Origin of the sequence: Streptomyces sp. NPDC127097 (assembly GCF_042724075.1) — a bacterium.
In the GTDB taxonomy this organism is placed as follows: domain Bacteria; phylum Actinomycetota; class Actinomycetes; order Streptomycetales; family Streptomycetaceae; genus Streptomyces.
Genome location: NZ_JBHXFI010000008.1, coordinates 70,995 through 94,545, shown reverse-complemented (window position 1 = coordinate 94,545; position 23,551 = coordinate 70,995). Strand labels below are relative to the sequence as shown.

Annotated in this window: 21 protein-coding genes; 4 read left to right on the top strand and 17 right to left on the bottom strand. The window is 71.3% G+C overall.

All coding sequences use genetic code 11. The annotated features are described in order from the left end of the window. Positions 1-20: 20 nt before the first annotated feature. Complete coding sequence (locus ACFWJW_RS09600; RefSeq protein WP_387237184.1) at positions 21-449, bottom strand: ATP-binding protein; 429 nt, start codon at positions 447-449, stop codon at positions 21-23. Between the two features lie 112 nt (positions 450-561). Here ACFWJW_RS09600 and ACFWJW_RS09595 point away from each other — a divergent pair, with 112 nt between their 5' ends. The 3 genes from ACFWJW_RS09595 to ACFWJW_RS09585 are packed head-to-tail and all read left to right on the top strand — an operon-like array spanning position 562 to position 2,677. After that, positions 562-1,395, top strand: coding sequence for a Scr1 family TA system antitoxin-like transcriptional regulator (locus tag ACFWJW_RS09595; protein ID WP_387237181.1), 834 nt, complete (start codon positions 562-564; stop codon positions 1,393-1,395). After that, positions 1,392-1,655, top strand: a complete 264-nt coding sequence (locus ACFWJW_RS09590) for a DUF397 domain-containing protein (protein ID WP_387237178.1) — start codon at positions 1,392-1,394, stop codon at positions 1,653-1,655. The genes ACFWJW_RS09595 and ACFWJW_RS09590 overlap by 4 nt, the downstream gene beginning before the upstream one ends. A 17-nt stretch (positions 1,656-1,672) precedes the next feature. Further along, a complete protein-coding gene (locus tag ACFWJW_RS09585; RefSeq protein ID WP_387237370.1) occupies positions 1,673-2,677 on the top strand; it encodes an aldo/keto reductase in 1,005 nt (334 codons plus the stop codon). Between the two features lie 124 nt (positions 2,678-2,801). Here ACFWJW_RS09585 and ACFWJW_RS09580 read toward each other — a convergent pair whose 3' ends face one another. The 15 genes from ACFWJW_RS09580 to mnmA all read right to left on the bottom strand — a co-directional run bounded on the left by ACFWJW_RS09580 (position 2,802) and on the right by mnmA (position 21,524). Beyond that, positions 2,802-3,704 (bottom strand): LLM class F420-dependent oxidoreductase, encoded by a 903-nt coding sequence (locus ACFWJW_RS09580; RefSeq protein ID WP_387237175.1) that lies wholly within the window; start codon positions 3,702-3,704, stop codon positions 2,802-2,804. Positions 3,705-4,117: 413 nt separating this feature from the next. Further along, on the bottom strand, positions 4,118-5,626 hold the full coding sequence (gene gatB / locus ACFWJW_RS09575) for an Asp-tRNA(Asn)/Glu-tRNA(Gln) amidotransferase subunit GatB (protein ID WP_387237171.1): 1,509 nt from the start codon (positions 5,624-5,626) through the stop codon (positions 4,118-4,120). Between the two features lie 16 nt (positions 5,627-5,642). After that, positions 5,643-5,876 carry a hypothetical protein gene (locus tag ACFWJW_RS09570; protein ID WP_033266953.1) on the bottom strand — a complete coding sequence of 78 codons (234 nt, stop codon included), beginning with the start codon at positions 5,874-5,876 and terminating at the stop codon, positions 5,643-5,645. A gap of 5 nt (positions 5,877-5,881) precedes the next feature. Further along, a complete protein-coding gene (gene gatA / locus ACFWJW_RS09565; RefSeq protein ID WP_387237168.1) occupies positions 5,882-7,375 on the bottom strand; it encodes an Asp-tRNA(Asn)/Glu-tRNA(Gln) amidotransferase subunit GatA in 1,494 nt (497 codons plus the stop codon). Positions 7,376-7,380: 5 nt separating this feature from the next. Then, entirely contained in the window at positions 7,381-7,677 is a 297-nt protein-coding gene (gene gatC, locus ACFWJW_RS09560; RefSeq protein WP_006602950.1) for an Asp-tRNA(Asn)/Glu-tRNA(Gln) amidotransferase subunit GatC, read from the bottom strand. A gap of 502 nt (positions 7,678-8,179) precedes the next feature. Then, positions 8,180-10,288 (bottom strand): putative bifunctional diguanylate cyclase/phosphodiesterase, encoded by a 2,109-nt coding sequence (locus tag ACFWJW_RS09555; RefSeq protein ID WP_387237164.1) that lies wholly within the window; start codon positions 10,286-10,288, stop codon positions 8,180-8,182. A gap of 156 nt (positions 10,289-10,444) precedes the next feature. Beyond that, the gene (ligA, locus tag ACFWJW_RS09550) at positions 10,445-12,661 is read right to left on the bottom strand and encodes an NAD-dependent DNA ligase LigA (RefSeq protein WP_387237161.1); all 2,217 of its coding nucleotides are present in this window, start codon (positions 12,659-12,661) and stop codon (positions 10,445-10,447) included. A 31-nt stretch (positions 12,662-12,692) separates the two neighbouring features. Further along, positions 12,693-13,706, bottom strand: a complete 1,014-nt coding sequence (locus ACFWJW_RS09545; protein WP_387237158.1) for a methionine synthase — start codon at positions 13,704-13,706, stop codon at positions 12,693-12,695. 215 nt (positions 13,707-13,921) lie between these two features. Beyond that, positions 13,922-15,406: an MFS transporter gene (locus ACFWJW_RS09540; protein WP_387237155.1), complete on the bottom strand. Its 1,485-nt coding sequence runs from the start codon at positions 15,404-15,406 to the stop codon at positions 13,922-13,924. A 169-nt stretch (positions 15,407-15,575) separates the two neighbouring features. Next, positions 15,576-15,953, bottom strand: a complete 378-nt coding sequence (locus ACFWJW_RS09535; RefSeq protein ID WP_042149983.1) for a MarR family winged helix-turn-helix transcriptional regulator — start codon at positions 15,951-15,953, stop codon at positions 15,576-15,578. 144 nt (positions 15,954-16,097) lie between these two features. Continuing rightward, positions 16,098-16,787, bottom strand: coding sequence for an SDR family oxidoreductase (locus ACFWJW_RS09530; protein ID WP_042149069.1), 690 nt, complete (start codon positions 16,785-16,787; stop codon positions 16,098-16,100). 47 nt (positions 16,788-16,834) lie between these two features. Beyond that, positions 16,835-17,377 carry a TIGR00730 family Rossman fold protein gene (locus ACFWJW_RS09525; RefSeq protein ID WP_387237152.1) on the bottom strand — a complete coding sequence of 181 codons (543 nt, stop codon included), beginning with the start codon at positions 17,375-17,377 and terminating at the stop codon, positions 16,835-16,837. A 229-nt stretch (positions 17,378-17,606) separates the two neighbouring features. After that, the gene (gdhA, locus tag ACFWJW_RS09520; RefSeq protein WP_387237149.1) at positions 17,607-18,983 is read right to left on the bottom strand and encodes an NADP-specific glutamate dehydrogenase; all 1,377 of its coding nucleotides are present in this window, start codon (positions 18,981-18,983) and stop codon (positions 17,607-17,609) included. 456 nt (positions 18,984-19,439) lie between these two features. Then, entirely contained in the window at positions 19,440-20,123 is a 684-nt protein-coding gene (locus ACFWJW_RS09515; RefSeq protein WP_387237366.1) for a VC0807 family protein, read from the bottom strand. A gap of 270 nt (positions 20,124-20,393) precedes the next feature. Next, positions 20,394-21,524, bottom strand: coding sequence for a tRNA 2-thiouridine(34) synthase MnmA (gene mnmA, locus ACFWJW_RS09510; RefSeq protein ID WP_387237146.1), 1,131 nt, complete (start codon positions 21,522-21,524; stop codon positions 20,394-20,396). Between the two features lie 45 nt (positions 21,525-21,569). Here mnmA and ACFWJW_RS09505 point away from each other — a divergent pair, with 45 nt between their 5' ends. Continuing rightward, a complete protein-coding gene (locus ACFWJW_RS09505; protein ID WP_387237143.1) occupies positions 21,570-22,298 on the top strand; it encodes an N-acetylmuramoyl-L-alanine amidase in 729 nt (242 codons plus the stop codon). Positions 22,299-22,344: 46 nt separating this feature from the next. Here ACFWJW_RS09505 and ACFWJW_RS09500 read toward each other — a convergent pair whose 3' ends face one another. After that, complete coding sequence (locus ACFWJW_RS09500) at positions 22,345-23,514, bottom strand: cysteine desulfurase family protein (RefSeq protein WP_387237140.1); 1,170 nt, start codon at positions 23,512-23,514, stop codon at positions 22,345-22,347. Between the last annotated feature and the right edge of the window lie 37 nt (positions 23,515-23,551).

Below are 23,551 nucleotides of genomic sequence, written 5' to 3'. Positions count from 1 at the left end.
TCCGGCAGGCCCCGGCCCGGTCAACGGGGGCCGCCCACGTATTCCGGCCACCACTCGCACCACACGATCTTGCCCGGAGCACGCTCCCCCACCCCCCACTTGTCCGCGAGCGCGGACACCAGCAACAGCCCCCGCCCGCACTCCTCTTCCGCCGCGCCGTCCCGCACCGGAACCCGCGGCTCCCCGCCCCCGCTGTCGTGCACCTCGACCCGCAGCAGCCCGTCCTCACCCAGCAACAGCCGCAACCGGTACTCACGACCGGGCGGAACACCGTGCAGCAGGGCATTGGTGGCCAGTTCACTGACGCACAGCAGCACCTCGTCCGCCCGGCCTTCCAGGTCCCATTCGACGAGCGCGTTATGGGCGAACTCCCTGGCCAGCGGCACGGATCGGCGCTCCCGCCGGTAGCGCACCGTACGGGCACAGAGCGTCTGGATCTCCTTTTGCATGGCGCCACTGTCACAGTGCGTAACTATGCTGGACCACAGTGTCAGGTCGTACAGATCCGCTGTACGACTTCTGGCTGTGTCATGCCGTCACTGGGAGGGGAAGGCAGAGCGCATGCACCAGGCGAACAAGGCGAACAAACCGAAGAAAATCACTTCCTGGCACGTCATCGGCGCCCAGCTGAGTCATTTCCGCCGGGCCGCCCGCATCACCCAGCCCGAACTGGCCGAGCGGGTGGGACTCCACGAGGACACCATCGGCTCCATCGAGCAGGGCCGCCGACCACTCAAGCTCGACCTGGCCGAGACCCTGGACGAAATCCTCGACACCAAGGGCGCGTTGGCGGTCGCGGTGGCGAAGGTCCCGGAGCGGGAGAAGCTGCCCGCGTTCGTACAGGACTTGGTGGAGCATGAGGAGGCGGCGCTGACGCTGCTGTCGTATCAGAACCAGGTGGTTCCGGGGCTGTTGCAGACCGAAGCGTACGCACGGGAGGTCGTCGACTCTCTCTATCCACCGCCCGACCCGGACGAGGCCGCGGACTGGATCGCCACACGAATCGATCGGCAGAAGCTGCTGGAACGCAAGAAGCCACGTCCAATGCTCAACTTCATCCTGGAGGAAGTAATTCTGCATCGGCCGGTCGGCGGGCCGGACGTGCTCCGTGAGCAGATTCGTCATCTGCGGCAGTGCGCTGAACTTCCCATTCTCGGCCTACAGATCATGCCAACGAAGCGCGGAAACCACGCTGGTCTCGATGGGCCGATGATCCTGCTGGAGACGCCTGAACACGAGCACTTGGCTTACATCGAGGGGCAGTTGGTCAGGTACCTCATCGAGGACCCCGATCAGGTCAGTACCCTCCAGCAGAAATATGGGATGCTGCGCTCGCAAGCCTACTCGCCCAATGAAAGCAAGGGTCTGCTGGACGACTTGCTAGGAGAGTTATGACCAGCGAAGCTTCCTCGTACGTCACCGACGCACTCACTTGGTTCAAGTCGAGCTACAGCGGCAGCCAAGGCGGCGACTGCCTCGAAGTCGCCTACGCCTGGCGCAAGTCCAGCCACAGCAGCGATGAGGGCGGCGACTGCCTCGAAGTCTCCGCCTGTCCCTCCGCCATCCACATCCGCGACTCCAAGAACCCCGGCGGCCCCATACTCACCCTGAGCAGCGCCGCCTGGTCCGCGTTTCTGGCCGACGTCGCCAACTGACGGGAGCGGACGTGACGATGAAGCTCCGGCAGCTGGGCACGAACGGACCCGCCGTCTCCCCCCTCGGCCTCGGCTGTATGGGGATGTCGGCCTCGTACGGCGTCCCGGACGACGCCGAGTCGCTCCGTACCCTCGACCGCGCGGCCGAGCTCGGCATCACCCTGCTCGACACCGCGGACGCCTACGGGCGGGGCGCCAACGAGGAGTTCCTCGGCCGCTGGCTGCACAGCCGTACGGCCTCGCTGCGGGACGGGCTCGTCCTCGCGACCAAGTTCGGGCTGCGGCACGACGCCGCCACCGGGCGGGTGAACGCGGTCGACTCCTCCGCCGCCTGGGTGCGCGAGGCATGTCACGCCTCGCTGCGCCGCCTCGGCACGGACCGTATCGACCTCTACTACCTGCACCGCCGCGACCCGGCCCTCCCCATCGAGGAGACGGTCGGCGCGATGGCGGAGCTCGTCGCCGACGGTGCCGTACGCCACCTCGGCCTCAGTGAGGTCAGCCCGCAGACACTGCGCCGGGCGCACGCCGTCCACCCCATCAGCGCCGTACAGCTGGAGTACTCTCTCTTCACCCGCGAGGTCGTGGAGGGCGAGATGCTGGCGACCTGCCGGGAGCTGGGCATCGGCATCGTGGCGTACTCGCCGCTCGGACGCGGCATGCTGACCGGCGCGCTGGCCGCACGGGACGATCTCACCGCCGAGGACGCCCGACGGCGGTGGCCGCGGTTCGCCGAGGAGAACATCGACCGCAATCTGCGCCTCGTCCGGGCCGTGCGGACCACCGCCGAGTCCTTCGGCTGCACCCCGGCCCAGGCCGTCCTCGCCTGGCTGCTCGGCCAGGGCGAGGACATCGTGCCGATCCCCGGCACCAAGCGCCGTACGTACCTGGAGGAGAACGCGGCGGCGGCCGGGACCGAGCTGAGCGCGGAGCAGCTGGCCCTGCTCCGAGCGGCCGTACCCGACGGCGCCGTAGCGGGGGAACGCTACCCGCTCGCCGCCCTGGAACGTCTGGGCCACTGAGCCGGGCCGGAGGGGACGACGACCGTCGGGCCGCGCCGGGAATGCGCCGCCCCCTCCGCCGTCAGGTTCCGCCGCCCTGTCCGCCGCCCCTCCACCCTCCGCCGTCCGCCGTCCGCCGTCCGGCTCAGGAAGCCGGCAACGCCGGGGCCAGCTCGCGCAGTTGATCCAGGCCGAGGTCGCCGTCCGGTGCGATCGGCTGGAGGGCGACATGGTCCGCTCCGGCGTCGTGGTGCTCGGCGATCCGCCGCTGGATGGCGTCCACGTCGCCCCAGGCCACGATCGCGTCCACCAGCCGGTCGCTGCCGCCGTCGGCGAAGTCCTCGTCCCCGAAGCCGAGCCGGCGCAGGTTGGCGGTGTAGTTCGGCAGTTGCAGGTAGAGGCCGGTGTGGTGGGTGCGGGCCAGGGAGCGGGCCGTCGCGGGGTCGGACTCCAGGAGTACGGCCTGTTCGGGGGCGAGCAGCGGGCCGGGGCCGAGGGTCTCGCGGGCGCGGGCGGTGTGCTCGGGCGGGACGAAGTACGGGTGCGCACCGGCCGCCCGGTCGCGCGCCAGCTCCAGCATCTTCGGGCCGAGCGCCGCCAGCACCCGGGTGGGCGGCGGGTCGGCCACCGGGCCGGCGTACGGCGCCGCGTCCATCGCGTCGAGATACTCGCCCATGGCCGCCAGCGGCCTGGCGAAACTGTGGCCGCGCGCGGCCACGAGCGGGGCGTGGCTGGCCCCCAGGCCGAGCAGGAAACGTCCCTCGTACGCCTCGGCCAGGGTCTGGGCGGCGGTGTGCGTGGCGGAGGCGTCCCGTACCCAGATGTTGGCGATGCCGGTCGCGACCGTGATCCGCGCCGTCGCGGCCAGCAGCAGAGCCGCCTGGCTCATCGACTCGGTGCCCGGTGTCTCACCGAACCACAGCGCCCCAAAACCCAGTTGCTCGATCTCGCCCGCCGCCCGCCGCGCCGCGGCCGCCGGCACCCGCCCGAGCCCGCCGTGCCAGACCCCGACCCGGCCGATCCGGGAAACGAGAGCGTGTTGCGACATCATTCCTCCACTGTCCAGGGGACGTTGCCCGACATCCCGTTACAGCATCCAGCCGTGGCATCCCATTCCGTTCCCGCCACGCACACTCACCGGCGCCCGGTGCCCCGGATGCCCGGACGCCCCGTACCCGGGGAAGGATCTCGAAACAGGGTCGGTCTCACCGCCGGTGCCGCGTTGCTGGTCGCGGTCTTCGGCGGTGGCCGGCTCTTCGCGGAGTGAACGCCGCCCGGCGGGGCGCCGCAGGGCGGGCAGTCGGCCGTTCTGGCCTGCCGTTCTCGTCTGCCGTTTTCGCCGGCCGTGTTCGCCAGCCGTGTTCGCCAGCCGTGTTCGCCGGCCGTGAGCAGAAAGCGGCCGCCCTCCCCGAGGAGTGCCCGGGAAGGACGGCCGCTCACCGTCGTGCACGAAGCGGCGCGTCAGCCTTCGACGCCCAGCTTCTCCAGGATCAGTTCGCGGACGCGGGCCGCGTCCGCCTGGCCCCGGGTGGCCTTCATGACCGCACCGACCAGGGCGCCGGCCGCGGCCACCTTGCCACCGCGGATCTTGTCGGCGATGGCGGCGTTGGCGGCGATCGCCTCGTCGACGGCGGTGCCCAGGGCGCCCTCGTCGGAGACGACCTTGAGGCCGCGCTTCTCGACGACGGTGTCCGGGTCGCCCTCGCCGGCCAGCACACCCTCGATGGTCTGGCGGGCCAGCTTGTCGTTGAGGGAGCCGTCGGCGACCAGCGCGGTGACCCGGGCGACCTGCTCGGGGGTGATCGGCAGGGCGGCCAGGTCCACGCCGTCCTCGTTGGCGCGGCGGGCCAGCTCGCCCATCCACCACTTACGGGCCGAGGCGGAGTCCGCGCCGGCGTCGACGGTGGCGGTGATCAGGTCGACCGCGCCCGCGTTGAGGATCGACTGCATGTCGTGCTCGCTGATCCCCCACTCCTCGCGGAGGCGGTTGCGGCGGACCCGCGGCAGCTCGGGGAGTGTCGCCCGCAGTTCCTCGACCCACTCACGGGAGGGGGCCACCGGCACCAGGTCCGGCTCGGGGAAGTAGCGGTAGTCCTCGGCCTCTTCCTTGATGCGGCCGGCCGTGGTGGAGCCGTCCTCCTCGTGGAAGTGCCGGGTCTCCTGGACGATCGTGCCGCCCGAGGACAGCACCGCGGCATGGCGCTGGATCTCGTAACGGGCCGCCCGCTCCACGGAGCGCAGGGAGTTGACGTTCTTGGTCTCCGAACGCGTACCGAACTTCTCGGTGCCGTTGGGGCGCAGCGAGAGGTTCACGTCACAGCGCATCTGGCCCTGTTCCATCCGGGCCTCGGAGACGCCGAGCGCCTTGATGAGCTCGCGCAGCTCGGCGACGTACGCCTTGGCGACCTCGGGGGCCCGCTCGCCCGCGCCCTCGATGGGCTTGGTGACGATCTCGATGAGCGGGATACCGGCGCGGTTGTAGTCCAGGAGCGAGTGCCGGGCGCCGTGGATACGGCCGGTGGCACCGCCGATGTGGGTGGACTTGCCGGTGTCCTCCTCCATGTGGGCGCGCTCGATGTGCACCCGGAAGATCTCCCCGTCCTCCAGCTGTACGTCGAGGTAGCCGTCGAAGGCGATCGGCTCGTCGTACTGGGAGGTCTGGAAGTTCTTCGGCATGTCCGGATAGAAGTAGTTCTTCCGGGCGAAGCGGCACCATTCGGCGATGGAGCAGTTCAGCGCCAGGCCGATCTTGATCGCGGACTCGACTCCGGTCGCGTTGACGACCGGCAGCGAGCCGGGCATGCCCAGGCAGGTCGGGCAGGTCTGCGAGTTGGCGTCCGCGCCGAGAGCCGTGGAACACCCGCAGAACATCTTGGTGTTGGTGCCGAGCTCGACATGGACCTCCAGGCCCATGACGGGGTCGTACGTCGCGAGGGCGTCCTCGTACGACACCAGGTCAGTGACAGTCACGGTGAAACTTTCCCTCTCAGCCCAGCAGGACGTCGTCGTCGCCCAGGCGCTTCAGTTCGCGGTAGAGGATCGCCAGGCCGGTGACGATCGCCGCGGCCGAAACGGCGGCGTCGATCAGGCGGAGCGTGTCGTTCTCCTTGCGGGCCAGCTTGGCCTGCTTGGCGACGCTGATGGCGCCGAACGCGGTGCTGCCGATCGACAGGTACAGACCGGACTTGGACTTCTTGAAGTTCTTGGCCTTCTTGGTCATGGCGGTCACAGTGCAGGTGCCTCCTCGAGCAGCGGGTGGCCCCACTTGGCGGTGAACGCGGCCTCGACCGCGGCACCGACCTTGTAGAGCCGGTCGTCGGCCATGGCAGGAGCGATGATCTGAAGGCCCACCGGCAGCCCGTCCTCGGGAGCCAGACCGCAGGGCAGCGACATGGCCGCGTTGCCTGCCAGGTTGGTGGGGATCGTGCACAGGTCGGCGAGGTACATCGCCATCGGGTCGTCGGCGCGCTCGCCGATCGGGAAGGCGGTGGTCGGCGTGGTCGGCGAAACGATCACGTCGACCTGTTCGAATGCCTTCTCGAAGTCGCGGGTGATCAGCGTCCGCACCTTCTGGGCGGAGCCGTAGTACGCGTCGTAGTAGCCGGAGCTGAGCGCGTACGTACCGAGCATGATCCGGCGCTTGACCTCGGGACCGAAGCCGGCCTCACGGGTCAGGGCGGTGACGTCCTCGGCGGACTTGGTGCCGTCGTCGCCGACCCGCAGGCCGTACCGCATGGCGTCGAAGCGGGCCAGGTTGGAGGAGCACTCCGAGGGCGCGATGAGGTAGTACGCGGACAGCGCGAGGTCGAAGGACGGGCAGTCCAGCTCGACGATCTCGGCGCCCAGCTCCTTCATCAGCGCGACCGACTCGTCGAAGCGCTGGATGACCCCGGCCTGGTAGCCCTCGCCGCGGAACTGCTTGACGACACCGACGCGCATGCCCGCGACGCTGCCGTTGCGGGCCGCCTCGACGACCGGCGGGACCGGGGCGTCGATGGAGGTGGAGTCCAGCGGGTCGTGCCCGGCGATGACCTCGTGGAGCAGCGCCGCGTCCAGGACCGTACGGGCGCAGGGGCCGCCCTGGTCCAGGGAGCTGGAGAAGGCCACCATGCCGTAGCGGGAGACACCGCCGTAGGTGGGCTTGACGCCGACCGTGCCGGTGACGGACGCGGGCTGGCGGATGGAACCGCCGGTGTCCGTGCCGATGGCGAGCGGGGCCTCGTAGGAGGCGAGGGCGGCGCTGGAGCCGCCGCCGGAGCCGCCGGGGATCTTGGTCAGGTCCCAGGGGTTGCCGGTCGGCCCGTAGGCGCTGTTCTCCGTCGACGACCCCATGGCGAACTCGTCCATGTTGGTCTTGCCGAGGATGACGACGTCGGCGGCCTTGAGCTTCTTGGTGAGCGTGGCGTCGTACGGCGGGAGCCAGCCTTCGAGGATCTTCGAGCCGACGGTGGTGGGAATGCCCTCCGTCGTGAAGATGTCCTTGAGCGCGAGCGGAACACCGGCCAGCGGGCCGAGCTTCTCGCCGCGGGCCTTCTTCTCGTCCACGGCACGGGCCTGGGCGAGCGCGCCCTCGCGGTCGACGTGCAGGAAGGCGTGCACCTTCTCGTCGACGGCCTCGATGCGGGCCAGATGGGCCTCGGTCACCTCGACGGCGGTGACCTCACCGGCGGCGATCTTCGCCGCGATCTCGGCGGCGGTGAGCTTGATCAGGTCTGCCATGTCGGTCACTCCTCCCCCAGGATCTGCGGCACCTTGAAACGCTGCTGCTCCTGGGCCGGGGCGCCGGAGAGCGCCTGCTCGGGGGTCAGCGACGGACGGACCTCGTCCGGCCGCATCACGTTGGTCAGGGGCAGCGGGTGGGAGGTCGGCGGTACGTCTTGATCGGCGACCTCGGAGACGCGGGCGACCGCGCCGATGATGTCGTCGAGCTGTCCGGCGAAGTGGTCGAGCTCTTCGGCCTTCAGCTCCAGACGTGCCAGCCGGGCGAGGTGGGCGACCTCCTCGCGCGTGATGCCAGGCATGCAGCGATCCTCTGCTGGTTCTCGGAGTGTTCTTGGCTGTATATGCGGGCCCAATCCTATTCGCATTCCCCTTGCGTACCTGCATGGGAATTGCGCGGGGGCTTTCCGGCGGGCGTCGGGCCCGCCGGTGGGCCGTCGCGCGGCGGCCGGTGGCCCGTCGTGCGGCGGGCGGGGGCCTGTCGCGCGGCGGCCGCAATGGTCGGGGCCCGGCGCGCGGCGGGCGGTCAGTGGTCGCCGGGCGACGGGCCGCCGGGGGGATCATCGGCCGGGGGGTCGATCGCCTCAGGTACCTGGCCGGGGGGATCACCGGCCCTGGCATCGCCGGCCCCGGCGGCATCGGCCCCGGCATCGGTCGCCTCAGGCACGCCGACGTCACGCTCGCCGCCGCCGGGATCGGTGGCCTTCTCACCGTGAACCGGCGCCGCGGGCGGGGCCGCAGCCTCCGGGAGGGCTTCCACGGGGTTTTCTTCGGAGCGGGGACAAGGGACGGCCGGTGGCCGGGTCAGTTCAGGACCTGTCCCGAAGGGCGCTCGGCGGCCTTCTCCGCCGCCAGGGCGGCCGTCTCCGATTCGCGCTGCCAGCCGCGCTCGCCGCGGGCTCTCAGCCAGGCCGTGGTTTCGTCCGGTGGCATCGCCGCGGCCACCAGCCAGCCCTGTACGGCGTCGCAGCCGAGGTCACGCAGCCGCTCCCAGGTCTCGTCGTCCTCGACGCCCTCCGCGACGACCAGGAGGCCGAGGGAGTGGGCGAGGTCGAGGGTGCAGCGGACGATCTCCGCGTCCTCGGTGTCGACGGCCAGCCGGGCCACGAACGAGCGGTCGATCTTGAGCTCGCTGACCGGGAGGCGCCTGAGATGGACGAGGGAGGAGTAGCCGGTCCCGAAGTCGTCGAGGGACATCTTGACGCCGTGCGCGGTGAGCCCGGCGAGGGTGTCGGCGGCCCGCTGCGGGTCCTCCAGGAGGACATGCTCGGTTATCTCCAGCTGGAGGGCGCCGGGTGGGACGCGGTGCCGGGCCAGCCGCGCGGCGACGGCGCCGGCGAAGCCCGGCGAGTGCACATCGCGCGGGGAGACGTTGACGGCGACCGGCACCTCCAGTCCCATCGCGCGCCAGCGCGCCACCTGGGCGAGCGCGGTCTCGAGCACGTACTCCGTCAGCCGGGGCATCAGCCCGGAGGACTCGGCGATGGCGATGAACTCGTCCGGTGGCACCCGGCCGCGGTCCGGGTGCACCCAGCGGACCAGCGCCTCCAGCCCGGCGACATGCCCGTCGAAGCCGACCTTGGGCTGGTAGTGCAGCTCGACGTCGCCGGCGTCCAGGGCGCGGCGCAGATCGCCCAACAGGCCGAGCCGGTCGGGGGTGTTGCCGTCCCGCTTGGCCTCGTAGAGCTCGACACCGCTGCGGTCGCGCTTGGCCTGGTACATCGCCACATCGGCGCGGCGCAGCAGCCCCTCGGCGTCGAGGGCGTGGTCGGGGAAGACGGCGACCCCCGCGCTGGCTTCGAGTACGAGGGTCAGTCCGTCGAGGTCCAGCGGGGAGCCGAGGGCGGCGACGAGATGGCGGGCCGCCCGCTGGGAGCTGGTGAGGGAGTCGGTGGTGGGCAGCAGGACGGCGAACTCGTCACCGCCGAGCCGGGCCGCCTCGGCGCCGCGCGGGAGGGCGTGCCGCAGGCGGTCGGCGATCTGGAGCAGCAGACGGTCGCCGGCGAGGTGGCCGAGGGTGTCGTTGACGGAGCGGAAGCGGTCCAGGTCGATGAGGACCAGCGCCGAGCGGGCGCCGACGCGCTCGGCGTCGTCCAGGGCGGTCCAGGTGCGCTCCAGCAGCCACTGGCGGTTGGGCAGGCCGGTGAGCGGGTCGCGCAGCTGCTCCTCGGCACGGGCGCGGGCTATCCAGAGCGTGGAGTCCAGCGCGATCAGCGGGACCGCGAACAGCGGCAGCAGCAGGGGGGCGTGGACGGCGCAGACGGCGATCAGCGGGGAGATGCCGAGGAGTGCGATGCCGACGAGCGCCTGGCGGACCACGGCCGTTCGGGGGATGGCGGGCAGCTGGCCGGTGCGGGGGGTGAGGCTGACCCAGAGCAGGCCGCGGCTGACGAGGAGGTAGCCGGCGGCGGTGACGACGACCTCGGGGAGGACGGCGAGGTTCCAGGACGACGGGGCCCAGGGGTCGCGGACGCTGGAGGCCACACCGAAGGCGGTGAGGGCGAGCGCCGCGGTGCCGAGGCCGAGGATGTCCACGGCGCCGTGCACCACGGCCTGTCGCCAGCGGTGCCGCCGGGCGGCACCGACCAGGAGGACCACGGAGAGGCTGACGAGGACGGCGGGCATCCAGCCGTAGAGCAGCAGGACGGCGAGGGCGAGGGCGGCGCCGGAGCCCGTGCCGCCCCACCAGCGGTCCCGGCCGAGGGCGACCAGGTGGCCGACGATGATGCCGGTGAGGATCGCCAGCGACCAGCCCACGGCCCGGCCGGGGAACAGAGCGTCACCTTCGCCGAGGGTCACGATGACGCCCGTGGCGAGCGCGAGGCCCGCCACGGTGACGATGGTCGCGGGCAGCGCGGGCACGACGAGCCGCCGGAGCCGCGACGCCGGAGCGGCGCTGTCGGTCGGTTTCATTCCGATCCCTCTCACAGCCGGCTGTGCCCGCGCCACGGCAGGCGCACTCCTCAACAGTAGGCCGCGGAAGGCCGCGACGGGCAGCCATCCACGACGGTTGCCCGAATGCGACCCGGCGTCGCGGATCAATCTGGTATGCGCCGATGAGGTGACACCTCACTCCTCCTCAGGTGGAGTGACAGCTACGTCTCGCGCTGCGTCAGGACCCTGCTCCAGCAGCACCGCGAAGCCATCATCGTCCAACACGGGGACCTTCAACTGCATGGCCTTGTCGTACTTCGAACCAGGGTTGTCGCCCACCACTACGAATCCGGTCTTCTTCGAAACGGAACCGGTCACCTTCGCTCCGAGGTTCTGGAGGGCCTCTTTCGCGCCATCTCTGGTGTGTGACTGAAGTGTGCCCGTTACCACGACGGTGACGCCTTCGAGTGGCCGCGGGCCCTCATCACCCGTTTGCTCCTCCTCCATTCGGACGCCCGCGGCCCGCCAGCTCTCGATGATCTGCTGGTGCCAGTCCACGGCGAACCACTGCTTCAGCGAGGCGGCGATGGTGCCCCCGACACCGTCGACGGCGGCCAGCTCCGTCTCGTCCGCCTCCCGGATGCGGTCGATCGAGCGGAACTCCCGGGCCAGTGCCTCGGCCGCCACCGGGCCCACGTGCCGGATCGACAGACCGGTGATGATCCGGGCCAGCGGGCGCTGCTTGGCCGCCTGGATGTTCTCCAGCATGGCCAGGGCGTTCTTCTTCGGCTCGCCCTTCTGGTTGGCGAAGAAGGTGACGACCTTCTCCTCGCCGGTCTTCGGGTCGCGCTTGGGCAGACCGGAATCGGGGTCGAGGACATACGACTTGATGGGCAGCAGCTGTTCGATGGAAAGGCCGAAAAGATCGCCCTCGTCCTTCAGCGGCGGCTCCGCGGGCTCCAGCGGCTGGCTGAGTGCCGTCGCCGCGACATAGCCGAAGTTCTCGATGTCCAGACACTTGCGGCCGGCGAGGTAGAACAGCCGCTCACGGATCTGGGCGGGGCAGGCGCGGGCGTTGGGGCACCGCAGGTCGATATCGCCTTCCTTGGCGGGCTGGAGCGCCGTCCCGCACTCGGGGCACTCGGCGGGCATCACGAACTCCCGCTCGCTGCCGTCCCGCAGCTCGACGACCGGGCCGAGGATCTCCGGGATGACGTCGCCGGCCTTGCGGATGACGACGGTGTCCCCGATGAACACGCCCTTGGCCTTGACCACGTCCTGGTTGTGCAGGGTGGCGAACTCCACCTCGGAGCCGGCCACCGTCACCGGCTCGACCACGGCATACGGCGTGACCCGGCCCGTCCGGCCGACGCCGACGCGGATGTCGACCAGCTTGGTGTTGACCTCCTCCGGCGGGTACTTCCAGGCGATCGCCCAGCGCGGCGCCCGCGAGGTCGAGCCCAGCCGCCCCTGGAGCCGGATCTCGTCCAGCTTGACGACCACGCCGTCGATCTCGTGCTCAACGGCCGTACGGCGGGTCTCGGCGTCGCCGTAATGGCCGATGAACTCCCGCACGTCCGCCAGGGAGTCGACCACCCTGTTGTGCGTGGCGGTCGGCAGGCCCCACTCCTTGAGCAGGTCGTACGCCTCCGACAGCCGGTCGATCTCCAGGCCGTGGCGGGCACCGAGGCCGTGGACGACCATGTGCAGCGGGCGGCTGGCGGTGATCTTGGGGTCCTTCTGGCGCAGCGAACCGGCCGCGGCGTTACGGGGGTTGGCGAACGGCGGCTTGCCGTCGGCCACCAGCCGCTCGTTGAGCGCGAGGAACTTCTCCATCGGGAAGAAGACCTCCCCGCGCACCTCGACCAGGTCCGGGATCGTGTCGCCCTTCAGGCGGTGCGGGATCTCGGCGATCGTACGGACGTTGGGGGTGATGTCCTCGCCCGTACGGCCGTCGCCGCGGGTGGCGGCGCGGGTCAGCCGGCCCTGCTCGTAGGTGAGGTTGACGGCGAGACCGTCGACCTTCAGCTCGCACAGGAAGTGGTACTTCGCGCTCTTGGGGTCGCCGCCCAGCTCGCCGGCGATCCGCTCGGCCCAGCCCGCCAACTCCTCGTCGTCGAAGGCGTTGTCGAGCGAGAGCATCCGTTCGCGGTGCTCGACCTCGGTGAACTCCGTGGCATAGGCCCCGGCGACCTTCTGGGTCGGGGAATCGGGGGTGCGCAGCTCGGGGTGCTCGTCCTCCAGGGCCTCCAGGGAGCGCAGCAGCTTGTCGAACTCCGCGTCACTGATGACCGGGGCATCCTTCACGTAATACCGGAAGCGATGCTCCTCGATCTGCTCAGCGAGCCGCGCGTGCTTCTCCCGCGCCGCTGCGGGCACCTCGGATTCCGCTGCGTGCTGTTCGCCAGCCACCGTCTTGTCCTCCCGTGGTCCTTGAGTGCGGTCACTCAGGGTTGTCTGCGAGTGATCTCGCCGCCCGGACACAGTGGGCGAGAGCAGAGCGGGCATAAGCGGGCGAAGCGCCCGCCAGTCCGCACGACGGAGTGATCACCACGGACTCGCTGAGAGTCCCCGGCGCCAGCCCCAGCCTGCGCCACAGCGTCCTGACACCCATGACGCTACCGGCAGGGTCTGACAATCGGCCGTCCACGCCCGGCACCACGCCTGCGAACAGCGTCGTACCGCCCTCGACGGCCTCCCCGATCGCCTCCTCCTCACGCTCGGTGAGCAGCGAGAAATCGAACGAGACGCCCGCGACGCCGGACCGCCGCAGCAGCCCGAAGGGCACCTCGGGCGCGCACGAGTGGACGACCACGGGGCCGCCCTCCGCCACCCCGACAAGATCACGCAGCGCGCCCTCGACGACCGCCCGGTCCACCGCCCGGTGGGTGCGGTAGCCGCTCGCCGTCTTCACCCGGCCCTGGAGCACCGCCGTCAACGACGGCTCGTCGAGCTGGAGCACGACCCGCGCGCCCGGGATCCGCCGCCGTACGTCCGCGAGATGCCCGCGCAGCCCCTCCGCCAGGGACGCCGCAAGATCCCGGCAGGCCCCGGGGTCACCGAGGGCCGCCTCGCCGTTGCGCAGCTCCAGGGCGGCGGCCAGGGTCCACGGGCCGACCGCGGAGACCTTCAGCGGACCCTCGTAGTCCTGGGTGAACTCCTCCAGGGCGTCGAGATCCTCCCCGAGCCAGGAGTGGGCCCGCCGGGTGTCCCGTCCGGGCCGGTCACTGATCCGCCAGCCACTGGGCTCCACATGGCCGTAGACCTCGACCAGCATCCCGAGGGTCCGGCCGATCATGTCGGCGCCGGGCCCCCGGGCCGGGAGCTCCGGCAGATACGGGAAGGTCTCCAGCGATCCGGTGACGGTCTTGGCCGCTTCCCGCGCGTCACCGCCCGGCATCGATCCGATCCCGGTCGCCGCGCCCGCGGTCCACTTCTGCGTGCTGTTCTCGCTCACCCAGGAAGGGTATGCGCCGGTGTGCGGAGCCGGGTGCGCCAGGTGTGCGCGCCCGGGACGGCCCCCGCCGCCGAGGGCCGCCCCGCCCGGATGCGTAGGGCGGTCACGCGCCGGTGGGTACCTCCCGCCCGGATGCGTACGGCGGGCACGCTCCGGTGCGTACGCCCCGCCCCACCGGTCCGGGTACGTCCCGCACGCCGGGCCGTGGACGGCGCTCAGGTCCGGGTGCGTAGGCCCGTCCGGCCGGCCACGACCGCGACCGCCAGCGCGACCGCCGTCAGGGCGAAGGCATGGGCCGCGCCCTGGTAGCCGCCGCCCGCCCCCGTCAGCACCGCGCCCATACCGGCGATCCCCACCAGAGAGCCGATCTGGCGGTTGGCGTTGAGGGTCGCGCTGCCGATATCGGCGTGCTCCCGGCCGGCGGCCGCCATCAGGACCCCGGTCAGCGCCGGGGAGCTGACCCCGCTGCCCAGGTTGGCGGCCGCGAGCACCACCGCGAGCACCCAGTACGGCAGGCCGGGCGCGAGGATCAGGAACAGCAGGACGTAGCCCGCGGTGGAGAGCGCCAGCGAGGCGGTGAGCGCGGTCCGGTCGCCGACCCGCGGCCCGAACCGGGCGTAGAGCATGTTGCCGAACGGGAGGACCAGCACGGCGGGGAGCATCTGGAGCCCCGCCGTCACCGGACTCGCCCCGCGCGCACCCTGTAGGAAGAGGCCGAGGACGAACAGCGCCCCATAGAAGGCGAAGTTGAAGAGGAAGCCCACCACATTGGCCGCCGTGAAACCGCGGTCGGCGAACAGCGAGACCGGCAGGACCGGGGTGCGGGCGGCCCGTTCACGGACGAGGAAGCCGGCCAGCGCGACCGCCGCGACCGCGAACGCCCCCAGGACGTACGGCGCGGACCAGCCCCTTCCGGGCCCCTCGATGAGCGCGTAACTCAACGCCCCCAGGGCCAGCAGCCCCAGGACATGGCCACTGCCGCCGAGCGCCGAACGGCGGGCCGGGACCGCCGCGATCACCCGCCGGGTCAGCAGCAGGCCGGCCAGCCCGACGGGGAGGTTGACGACGAAGATGCTGCGCCAGCCGAGCGTGCCGACCAGTACGCCGCCGAGGGTCGGCGCCAGCCCCACGGAGGTGGAGACCACCGCCGACCAGATGCCCAGGATCTTCGCCCGGCGCGCCGGTTCGGGGAACGCGTGCATCAGCAGCGACAGCGAGCTGGGCATGAAGAGCGCCGCGCCCGCCCCCTGGACGAAGCGGGCCGCCACCAGGACGGCACCGTTCGGCGCGACGGCGCCCAGCAGGGACGCGGCGGTGAACACGGCGAGCCCGACGAGATAGATCCGGCGGGCGCCGAACCGCTTCGCCAGCGAGCCGGCGAGCAGCAGCAACGCGGCGAAGGCGAGGACATAGCCGTCGACGACCCAGGTGAGGCCGGACATGGTCAGTCCGAGCCGGGCCCGCAGATCGTTCGCGGCGACGTTCATGATGCCGGTGTCCAGGCTCGCCATCACGAACCCGAGGGCCAGGACGAGGAGTTGGACACCGTCGCGCGACCGGCGGGGCGGTGATGTCCGGTCCTTGCTCTGGCCCTGTACTTGACCCGGCGGCCGGCCCTGCTCCTGTAACCGGCCCCGGCCCGGGGTGATCGTCCCGTCCTCACGCGCCGGCCCGTGCGGCGCGGCCTTCTCACTGATCATGGATTTAGTTAAAGCTGTAGCCATCCCTGGCGACAATGGTTACAGCTATAACTTTACTGAACGCATACGAAGTCCGCATACGAAGCACGCATACGAAAACGCCGGAGCCCGGGGTGCGTTGTGCACATCCCGAGGCCCCGGCAGCGGCGCGACAAGCCCCCGCGAGCGGTCAGTCGCCGCGCCCCAGCGCCCTCAGCAGGTCCTCGCGCAACGCGGCCCGCTCCTCGTGCGAAAGATGATCGAGCGGCGAGGCGGTCCCCATCCGCCGCAGCAGATCGAGCCGCAACTCCCGCCCCGCCTCGGTGAGTACGAGCTGCTTGGCGCGCCCGTCCAGAGGATGCGGCCGGCGCACGACCATGCCCTGCTTCTCCAGCTTGGAGATGACATAGGTGACATTCGGCGGCTCACAGCAGAGCACCGCGGCCAGCTCCCGCGCCGTCTTCGGCTCGCCGAGCTCCTCCAGCGCCTTGGCCTGCGTCGGCGTCAGATCGAGCTCGGCGACCCGGCTGCGCTGATGCGCGTCGAGCCGTCGGCTCAGCTCCGTCACGAGCCCCCGGATCTCCCGGAACCCGCACCCCGCCGCGGTCGCCTTCGCTTCTATGGTCACTCATGCAGCGTACGTCGCCGTGGCGGAAAGCAGCGGTGCGCGGACAAAAGCTGTGGACAACCGCCGACGGGGCGGCCCCGGACCTCAGCGGCCGGGCCGCACCGACACATCGTTGATCTCCGCGTCCCGCGGCAGATCGATGGCCGTGAGAATGGCCGTCGCGACCGACTCCGGGTCGATCCAGCGGGCCGGGTCGTACTCCTTGCCCTCCTGCCGGTGGGTGCTCTCCTGCATCGGCGTGGCCGTACGCCCCGGATAGACCGACGTGACCCGGACCCCGTTGTCGTGCTCCTCCGCCCGCAGCGAGTCGGCCAGCGCCTTCAGGCCGTGCTTGGTCGCCGCGTACGCACCCCACTGGGCACGCGCGCTCAGCCCGGCCCCGGAGTTCACGAAGACGACGTGCCCCTGGGCGGCCCGAACCAGCGGGAGCAGCAGCCGGGTGAGTTCGGCGGGCGCGACCAGGTTGGCGGCGAGCTGCCGCTGCCAGGACTTGGCCGGCAGATCGGCGACCGCGCCCAGCTCGATCACGCCCGCGCTGTGCACGAGGGAGTCGATCCGGTCCGGCAGCGGCTGCTGACCGAAGGCCCAGGACAGCTTCTCGGGGTTGGCGAGATCACCGACGAGCGTACGGGCGCCGGGGAACTGCGCGGCCAGCTCCTTCGCCCGGACCGCGTTGCGCGCCAGCAGCCACAGGTCCTCCCCGCGGTCCGCGAGCCGCCGTGCGACCGCCGCTCCGATGCCCGACCCTGCGCCCGTGATCAAGTGCGTACCCATGGGCCCGATCCTAACGAGCGGGACGGCCGGACGCGGGGGGCGGCGGCTCAGCCCTGGATGCCCGCCTTCTCCTCCAGGTAGGCGAGCGTGCCGACGCCGTCCTCCGCGAAGAAGACCAGGTCGGTGAGCGGAAGCGGCAGAAAGCCCTCCGCCTCCATCCGCTGGAACTGCTGCTTCAACCCGTCGTAGAAACCAGCGGTGTTGAGCAGCACCACCGGCTTGCTGTGCATCCCGTGCTTGCGCAGCTCCAGGATCTCGGTGGCCTCGTCGAGGGTGCCCGTACCGCCGACCATGATGACGACGGCGTCGGCGCGCACCAGCATCTGCGCCTTCCGCTCGGCGAGGTCCTTGGTGACGACCATCTCATCGGCGCCCTTGTGCGCCTTGTGCGCCAGGAACTCCACGGAAACGCCGATCAGCTTGCCGCCGGCCTCGTGCACCCCGTCGGCCATGACCTTCATCAGGCCGGTGTCCGAACCGCCCCAGACCAACGCATGCCCACCCCGGCCGATCAGCTCGGCGAACTCACGGGCAGCGGCGACATAGCGGTCGTCGAGATCGGCGGCGGAGCAGAAGACGCAGATATTCATGCGGTCACTTTACGAGCGAGGGGGTGGTGAGGGGTGGGGGTGGTGTGGGGGCTGGGGCTTGGGGGCGGAGCTCGGGGCCGAGGGTGGGGGCCGAAGCTCTGGGCAAAGGTCCCGGAAGGCTCTCCCCCGCCCCCTCCCCCTCCTCCCCCTTCGGGGGGAGGGGGCGGGGGTGGGTTCGGGGGTGGGGGGGAGCAAGCGCGAGCCCGTCCACCCCCACCCCCGCCCCGGATCAGATCAAGCCCTGATCCAGCATCGCCTCCGCGACTCGCTCGAAGCCGGCGATGTTGGCGCCCGCGACATAGTCGCCCGGCTGCCCGAAGCGCTCCGCGGTCTCGTAGCAGCGGTGGTGGATCCCGCGCATGATGGCCGCGAGCTCGCCCTCCGTGCGTTCGAAGGCCCATGCCTCACGCGCGGAGTTCTGCCGCATCTCCAGCGCGCTGGTCGCCACCCCGCCCGCGTTGGCGGCCTTGCCGGGGCCGAACGCCACACCGGCCGACTTGAGGAGCGTCACCGCCTCCGGCGTGGTCGGCATGTTGGCGCCCTCGGAGACCGCCTTGACGCCGTTGCGGATCAGGATCCGGGCGGCGTCCGCGTCCAGCTCGTTCTGGGTCGCCGACGGCAGCGCCACCTCGCACGCGACATCCCACACCCGCCCACCGGGTACGTAGGTGGCCGACACCCCGCGCCGCTCGGCGTACGCACTGATCCGGCCGCGCTCGACCTCCTTGATCTGCCGCAGCAGGGCCAGGTCGATGCCCTTCTCATCGACGACATAGCCGCCGGAGTCCGAGCAGGTCAGCACGTTGGCGCCGAGCGCCTGGGCCTTCTCGATGGTGTAGATCGCGACATTGCCGGACCCGGAGACCACCACCTGCTGCCCGTCCAGCTCCTCGCCACGCTGCTTGAGCATCTCCTGGGTGAAGAGCACATTGCCGTATCCAGTGGCCTCCGTACGGGCCTTGGAGCCGCCCCAGGACAGCCCCTTGCCGGTGAGCACCCCGGCCTCCCAGCGATTGGTGATCCGCCGGTACTGGCCGAAGAGGTAGCCGATCTCGCGGCCGCCGACGCCGATATCGCCGGCCGGTACGTCCGTGTGCTCGCCGAGATGACGGTGCAGCTCCGTCATGAACGACTGACAGAATCGCATGACTTCGGCGTCCGACTTGCCGTGCGGATCGAAATCGCTGCCGCCCTTACCGCCACCGATGCTGAGCCCGGTAAGGGAATTCTTGAAGATTTGTTCGAAGCCGAGGAACTTGACGATCCCCAGATTCACGGACGAGTGGAAACGCAGACCGCCCTTGTACGGGCCGAGGGCACTGTTGAATTCCACCCGGAAACCGCGGTTGACGTGAATCGCCCCGGAATCGTCCTGCCAGGGGACCCGGAACATGATCTGCCGCTCCGGCTCGCAGATCCGCTCCAGGATCTTCGCCTCGGCGAACTCCGGGCGGGCCGCCAGCACCGGGGCCAGCGTCTCCAGCACCTCAAGTGCCGCCTGATGGAATTCGGGCTCCCCAGGGTTTCGCCGGACCAGCTCGGCGTACAGGGATGCCGGCCCGGCCGAATGAACGCCGGGCTTGACCTGAGATTGAACAGTCGACATGACTTCCGTTCCCTTTCGTGGCCGCGGAAAGGCCGCCTGCGGTCCGGACCCTGACGAGTCCTCACAAGGTCTACAACTCCTTGTCAGTCCTTATCGTCACCATTTCTCGCCCCGACAGCCGCTGACGTCCCGTCGCTTTCCCGACCCTATTTGGAGGCACCCCGCCGATCGACTGTGGGATATACGACACGTCGTTCACGTACGCAATCGCCCGAGTCCCCCGGCCCACCCTCCCCCGCCGCATGCCCGCAGGTCAGCGCACCGCCGGCGGCTCGCGCGCACCGGCCGTCCGCACCGCCCGCTGTGCGGGAGCTCACAGTTGACCAGCGGTCTTGGCCCGCCCCAGGCGCCCCATCCCTGGCCCGCCCCCACGCGCCCATCTCCTGGTCCGCCCCACCCGGCCCACCCGCCCGGCTCCCCCCACCACCGGCCCTTCCGCGCCCCCGCCGCCCCTCCTCAGCTCGCGACCCCAGCGGCTGCCCCCGCCGCCGCCCCGGCCGCAGCCCCGACCGGCACGCTGCCCCCGTCCGCCCCGTCCACGTCAGCGGCGCGCTCGGCTCCGGCCGCGACCTCGGCGGCGATCATCTTCTCCATCGGCTCGGCGCAGCCGCCCCCCGCGATGACCATGGCCGCCAGGATGGCCACCACCGTCAGCACCGTGCCCAGCCAGACCATGGTGTCCACCGGCACGGTGTAGGCGCCGATGACCTTGACCACGCACTCGGTCAGCAGGGCCGTCCCCCATATCGCCGAGAACCGCCGCTCGGCCCGCCGGAACCGCTCCGAGCCGGCCATGAGCCGGTCCCAGGCGGCGTCACCGGCCGCGCTCCCCTTGGTGACCCACGGTTTGAGCCCTGCCGTCATCAGCGGCCGCCTGGTCCGCACGGAGAGCAGGATCGCGATCCCGACCACGCTGCTCACCCCGCTGTCCTTGGCCATCATCAGCCGTGGATCACCGGCCACCGCGCTCAGCGCCAGACCGGCCACATTGACGACCAGCATCAGCAGCGCCAGGCCGTTCACACTGCGGCTGCTGACCAGCCCCCACACCGTGCGCAGCGCCGGCACCACGCTGCTCCAGCCCAGTGCGGCCACCGTGCTGAAGCCGAAGCCGTCGCTGAGGAGGTAGTACGAGGCCATCGGGATCCCCGCGTCCACGATCAGCGGCACGAAGCTCGCCAGCGGATTGCCGCGCTCCCCCTCGGCTGCGGACTCGGCCACGGACTGCTTCCGGCGCACGGCGTACTCCCCCAAGTTGCGGTGAACTGCTGCTTCTTGCAGTGCCTTCAGCTTCGGGCACAGCCGTGGCCGGCAACAGTTTCAGCTGTCCTGGGATTGCCATGACATTTGTCAGATCGACGCGACGCCCGTGGTACGCCGCGCCTCCCCGGAGCACCTCCGGGAGGGCGGCTACGCCTCCGCGCGCGCCGCTCGCTCCGTGGTGGCGATGGTGGCCGAGCCGACCACGCGGGTGCCGTCGTAGAGCACGATCGCCTGGCCGGGGGCCACTCCGCGGACCGGCTCGGTGAAGGACACCTGGAGCTCGGCGTCGCCGATCAGCTCGGCGGTGACCTCGGTCTCGCCGCCGTGGGCACGGAGCTGGGCCGTGTACGTCGCGGGGCCGGCCGTCGGGGGGCGGCCGCACCAGCGGGGGCGGATCGCGGTCAGCGCCATGACGTCGAGCGAGGCGGCGGGGCCGACGGTGACGGTGTTGTCGACCGGGGAGATGTCGAGGACATAGCGCGGCTTGCCGTCGGGGGCCGGGTGGCCGATGCGCAGGCCCTTGCGCTGGCCGATGGTGAAGCCGTACGCGCCCTCGTGCGAACCGAGGCGGTTGCCGGACTCGTCGACGATGTCGCCGGGGGCCGTGCCGAGCCGCTTGGCCAGGAAGCCCTGGGTGTCGCCGTCGGCGATGAAGCAGATGTCGTGGCTGTCCGGCTTCTTGGCGACGAACAGACCTCGGCGGGCGGCCTCTTCGCGGATCTCGGCCTTGGTGGTGAGGGTGTCGCCGAGCGGGAACATGGCGTGCGCGAGCTGGCGGTCGTCGAGGACACCGAGGACGTACGACTGGTCCTTGGCCATATCGGAGGCGCGGTGCAGCTCGCGGGTGCCGTCCTCGCGCAGCACGACCGTGGCGTAGTGGCCGGTGCAGACGGCGTCGAAGCCCAGGGCCAGCGCCTTGTCCAGGAGCGCGGCGAACTTGATCTTCTCGTTGCAGCGCAGGCAGGGGTTCGGGGTGCGCCCGGCCTCGTACTCCGCGATGAAGTCGTCGACGACGTCCGCGCGGAAGCGTTCGGCGAGGTCCCAGACGTAGAAGGGGATGCCGATGACGTCGGCGGCACGGCGGGCGTCGTGGGAATCCTCGATCGTGCAGCAGCCGCGGGCGCCGGTGCGGAACGACTTCGGGTTCTCGGAGAGCGCGAGATGCACGCCGGTCACGTCATGGCCGGCCTCGGCGGCGCGGGCGGCGGCAACGGCGGAGTCGACGCCGCCGGACATGGCGGCGAGCACACGGAGGCGGCGGGGTGCGTCATCAGTCATAGCCAGTCCAGAGTAGACGGAACCGCCGACAGGGCCGAAAGCGTTATGCAGCGCATGGGGAAGAGGGACGGGGAAAAGGACGGCGGCCGGGCGGCCCCGGCCGGGATCACGCGGCGGCGGGCCCTGTGGGTCGGGGGCGGCGGGGTGGTGGCAGCCGGGGCGGCGGCGTTCGCGGGGCGCGAGGGGCTGGCCCACTTGTGGTGGCGGCTGCCGGGGAACGACAAGCCGCGCACGCCCGGCGCGGTCGACCATCGGGGCGCGCAGTGGGTCGCGGCGTCCCCGGCGAACTACCGGCGGGCGGACCGGCCGGCGGATTACGTGATCGACCGGGTGGTCATCCATGTCGTCCAGGGCAGCTATGCGACCGCCCTGGACGTCTTCCAGGACCCGGAGCACGAGGCCGGCGCGCACTACGTCGTCCGCAAGGACGGACATGTCGCCCAGATGATCCGCGAGCTGGACGTGGCCTTCCACGCGGGCAACCGCGGCTACAACGAGCGGAGCATCGGGATCGAGCACGAGGGCTTCGTGGACCGGCCGGAGTCGTTCACGGATGCCATGTACGCGTCGTCGGCGCGGCTGACGGCCGGGATATGCCGGCGCTACGGCTTCCCCGCCGACCGGGAGCACCTCGTCGGGCATGTGGAGGTGCCGGGGACGGATCACACCGATCCGGGGCCGCACTGGGACTGGGACCGCTATCTGCGGCTCGTACGGGCCGAGCTGCGCAAGCCCGTACGGGCGCGGGAGAGCCCGCCCGTACGGAAGACCTGAGGGCGCGCGCCGGACGACGGGCGACGCGCGACGGGCGCGAGGCCCCTCAGCTCAGCCCCGCGCTCCGCGCCCGCTCCACGACCGGGCCGATGGCCTCCGCCAGTGCTGCCACGTCCTCCGCGGTGGAGGTGTGCCCCAGGGAGAACCGCAGGGTGCCGCGGGCGAGGTCCGGGGACATGCCGGTGGCCAGCAGGACATGGCTGGGCTGGGCGACGCCGGCGGTGCAGGCGGAGCCCGTGGAGCAGGCGATGCCCTGGGCGTCCAGGAGGAGCAGGAGGGAATCGCCCTCGCAGCCGGGGAAGGAGAAGTGCGCGTTGGCGGGGAGGCGGCCGGCGGGGTCCGGGTCGCCGCCGAGGACGGCGTCCGGCGCGGCGGCCCGGACGGCCTTGACCAGGTCGTCGCGGAGCGCGCCGATGTCGCGGGCGAAGTCCGCGCGGTGGGCGACGGCGTGCCGGCCGGCGGCGGCGAAGGCGGCGATGGCCGGGGTGTCGAGGGTGCCGGAGCGGACGTGCCGTTCCTGTCCGCCGCCGTGCAGCACCGGCACCGGGGCGTACTCACGGCCCAGCAGCAGCGCGCCGATCCCGTACGGTCCGCCGATCTTGTGGCTGGAGACCGTCATCGCGGCGAGACCGGAGGCGGCGAAGTCGACCTCCAGCTGGCCGACGGCCTGCACCGCGTCGGCATGCAGCGGAATGCCGAACTCCGCGGCGACCTCGGCCAGTTCGCGCACCGGCTGGACGGTGCCGATCTCGTTGTTGGCCCACATGACGGTGGCGAGCGCGACATCGGCGGGGTTGCGGGCGATGGCCGTACGCAGCGCCTCGGCGTGCACCCGCCCGTAGCTGTCGACCGGCAGCCACTCGACGCGGGCACCTTCCTGCTCGGCGAGCCACTCCACGGCGTCGAGCACCGCATGGTGCTCCACGGGGCTGGCCAGGAGGCGGGTACGGGCCGGGTCGGCGGCCCGCCGGGCCCAGTACAGGCCCTTGACCGCGAGGTTGTCGGCCTCGGTGCCGCCCGCGGTGAAGACGATCTCGCTCGGGCGGGCGCCGAGGGAGACGGCGAGGGACTCGCGCGCCTCCTCGACGGTACGCCGGGCCCGCCGGCCGGCGGCGTGCAGCGAGGACGCGTTGCCGGTGACGGTCAGCTGGGCGGTCATCGCCTGCACCGCCTCCGGGAGCATCGGGGTGGTGGCGGCGTGGTCGAGGTAAACCATGGTGCGCACGATTCTACGAGCCGGCGCGCTGGGCTCC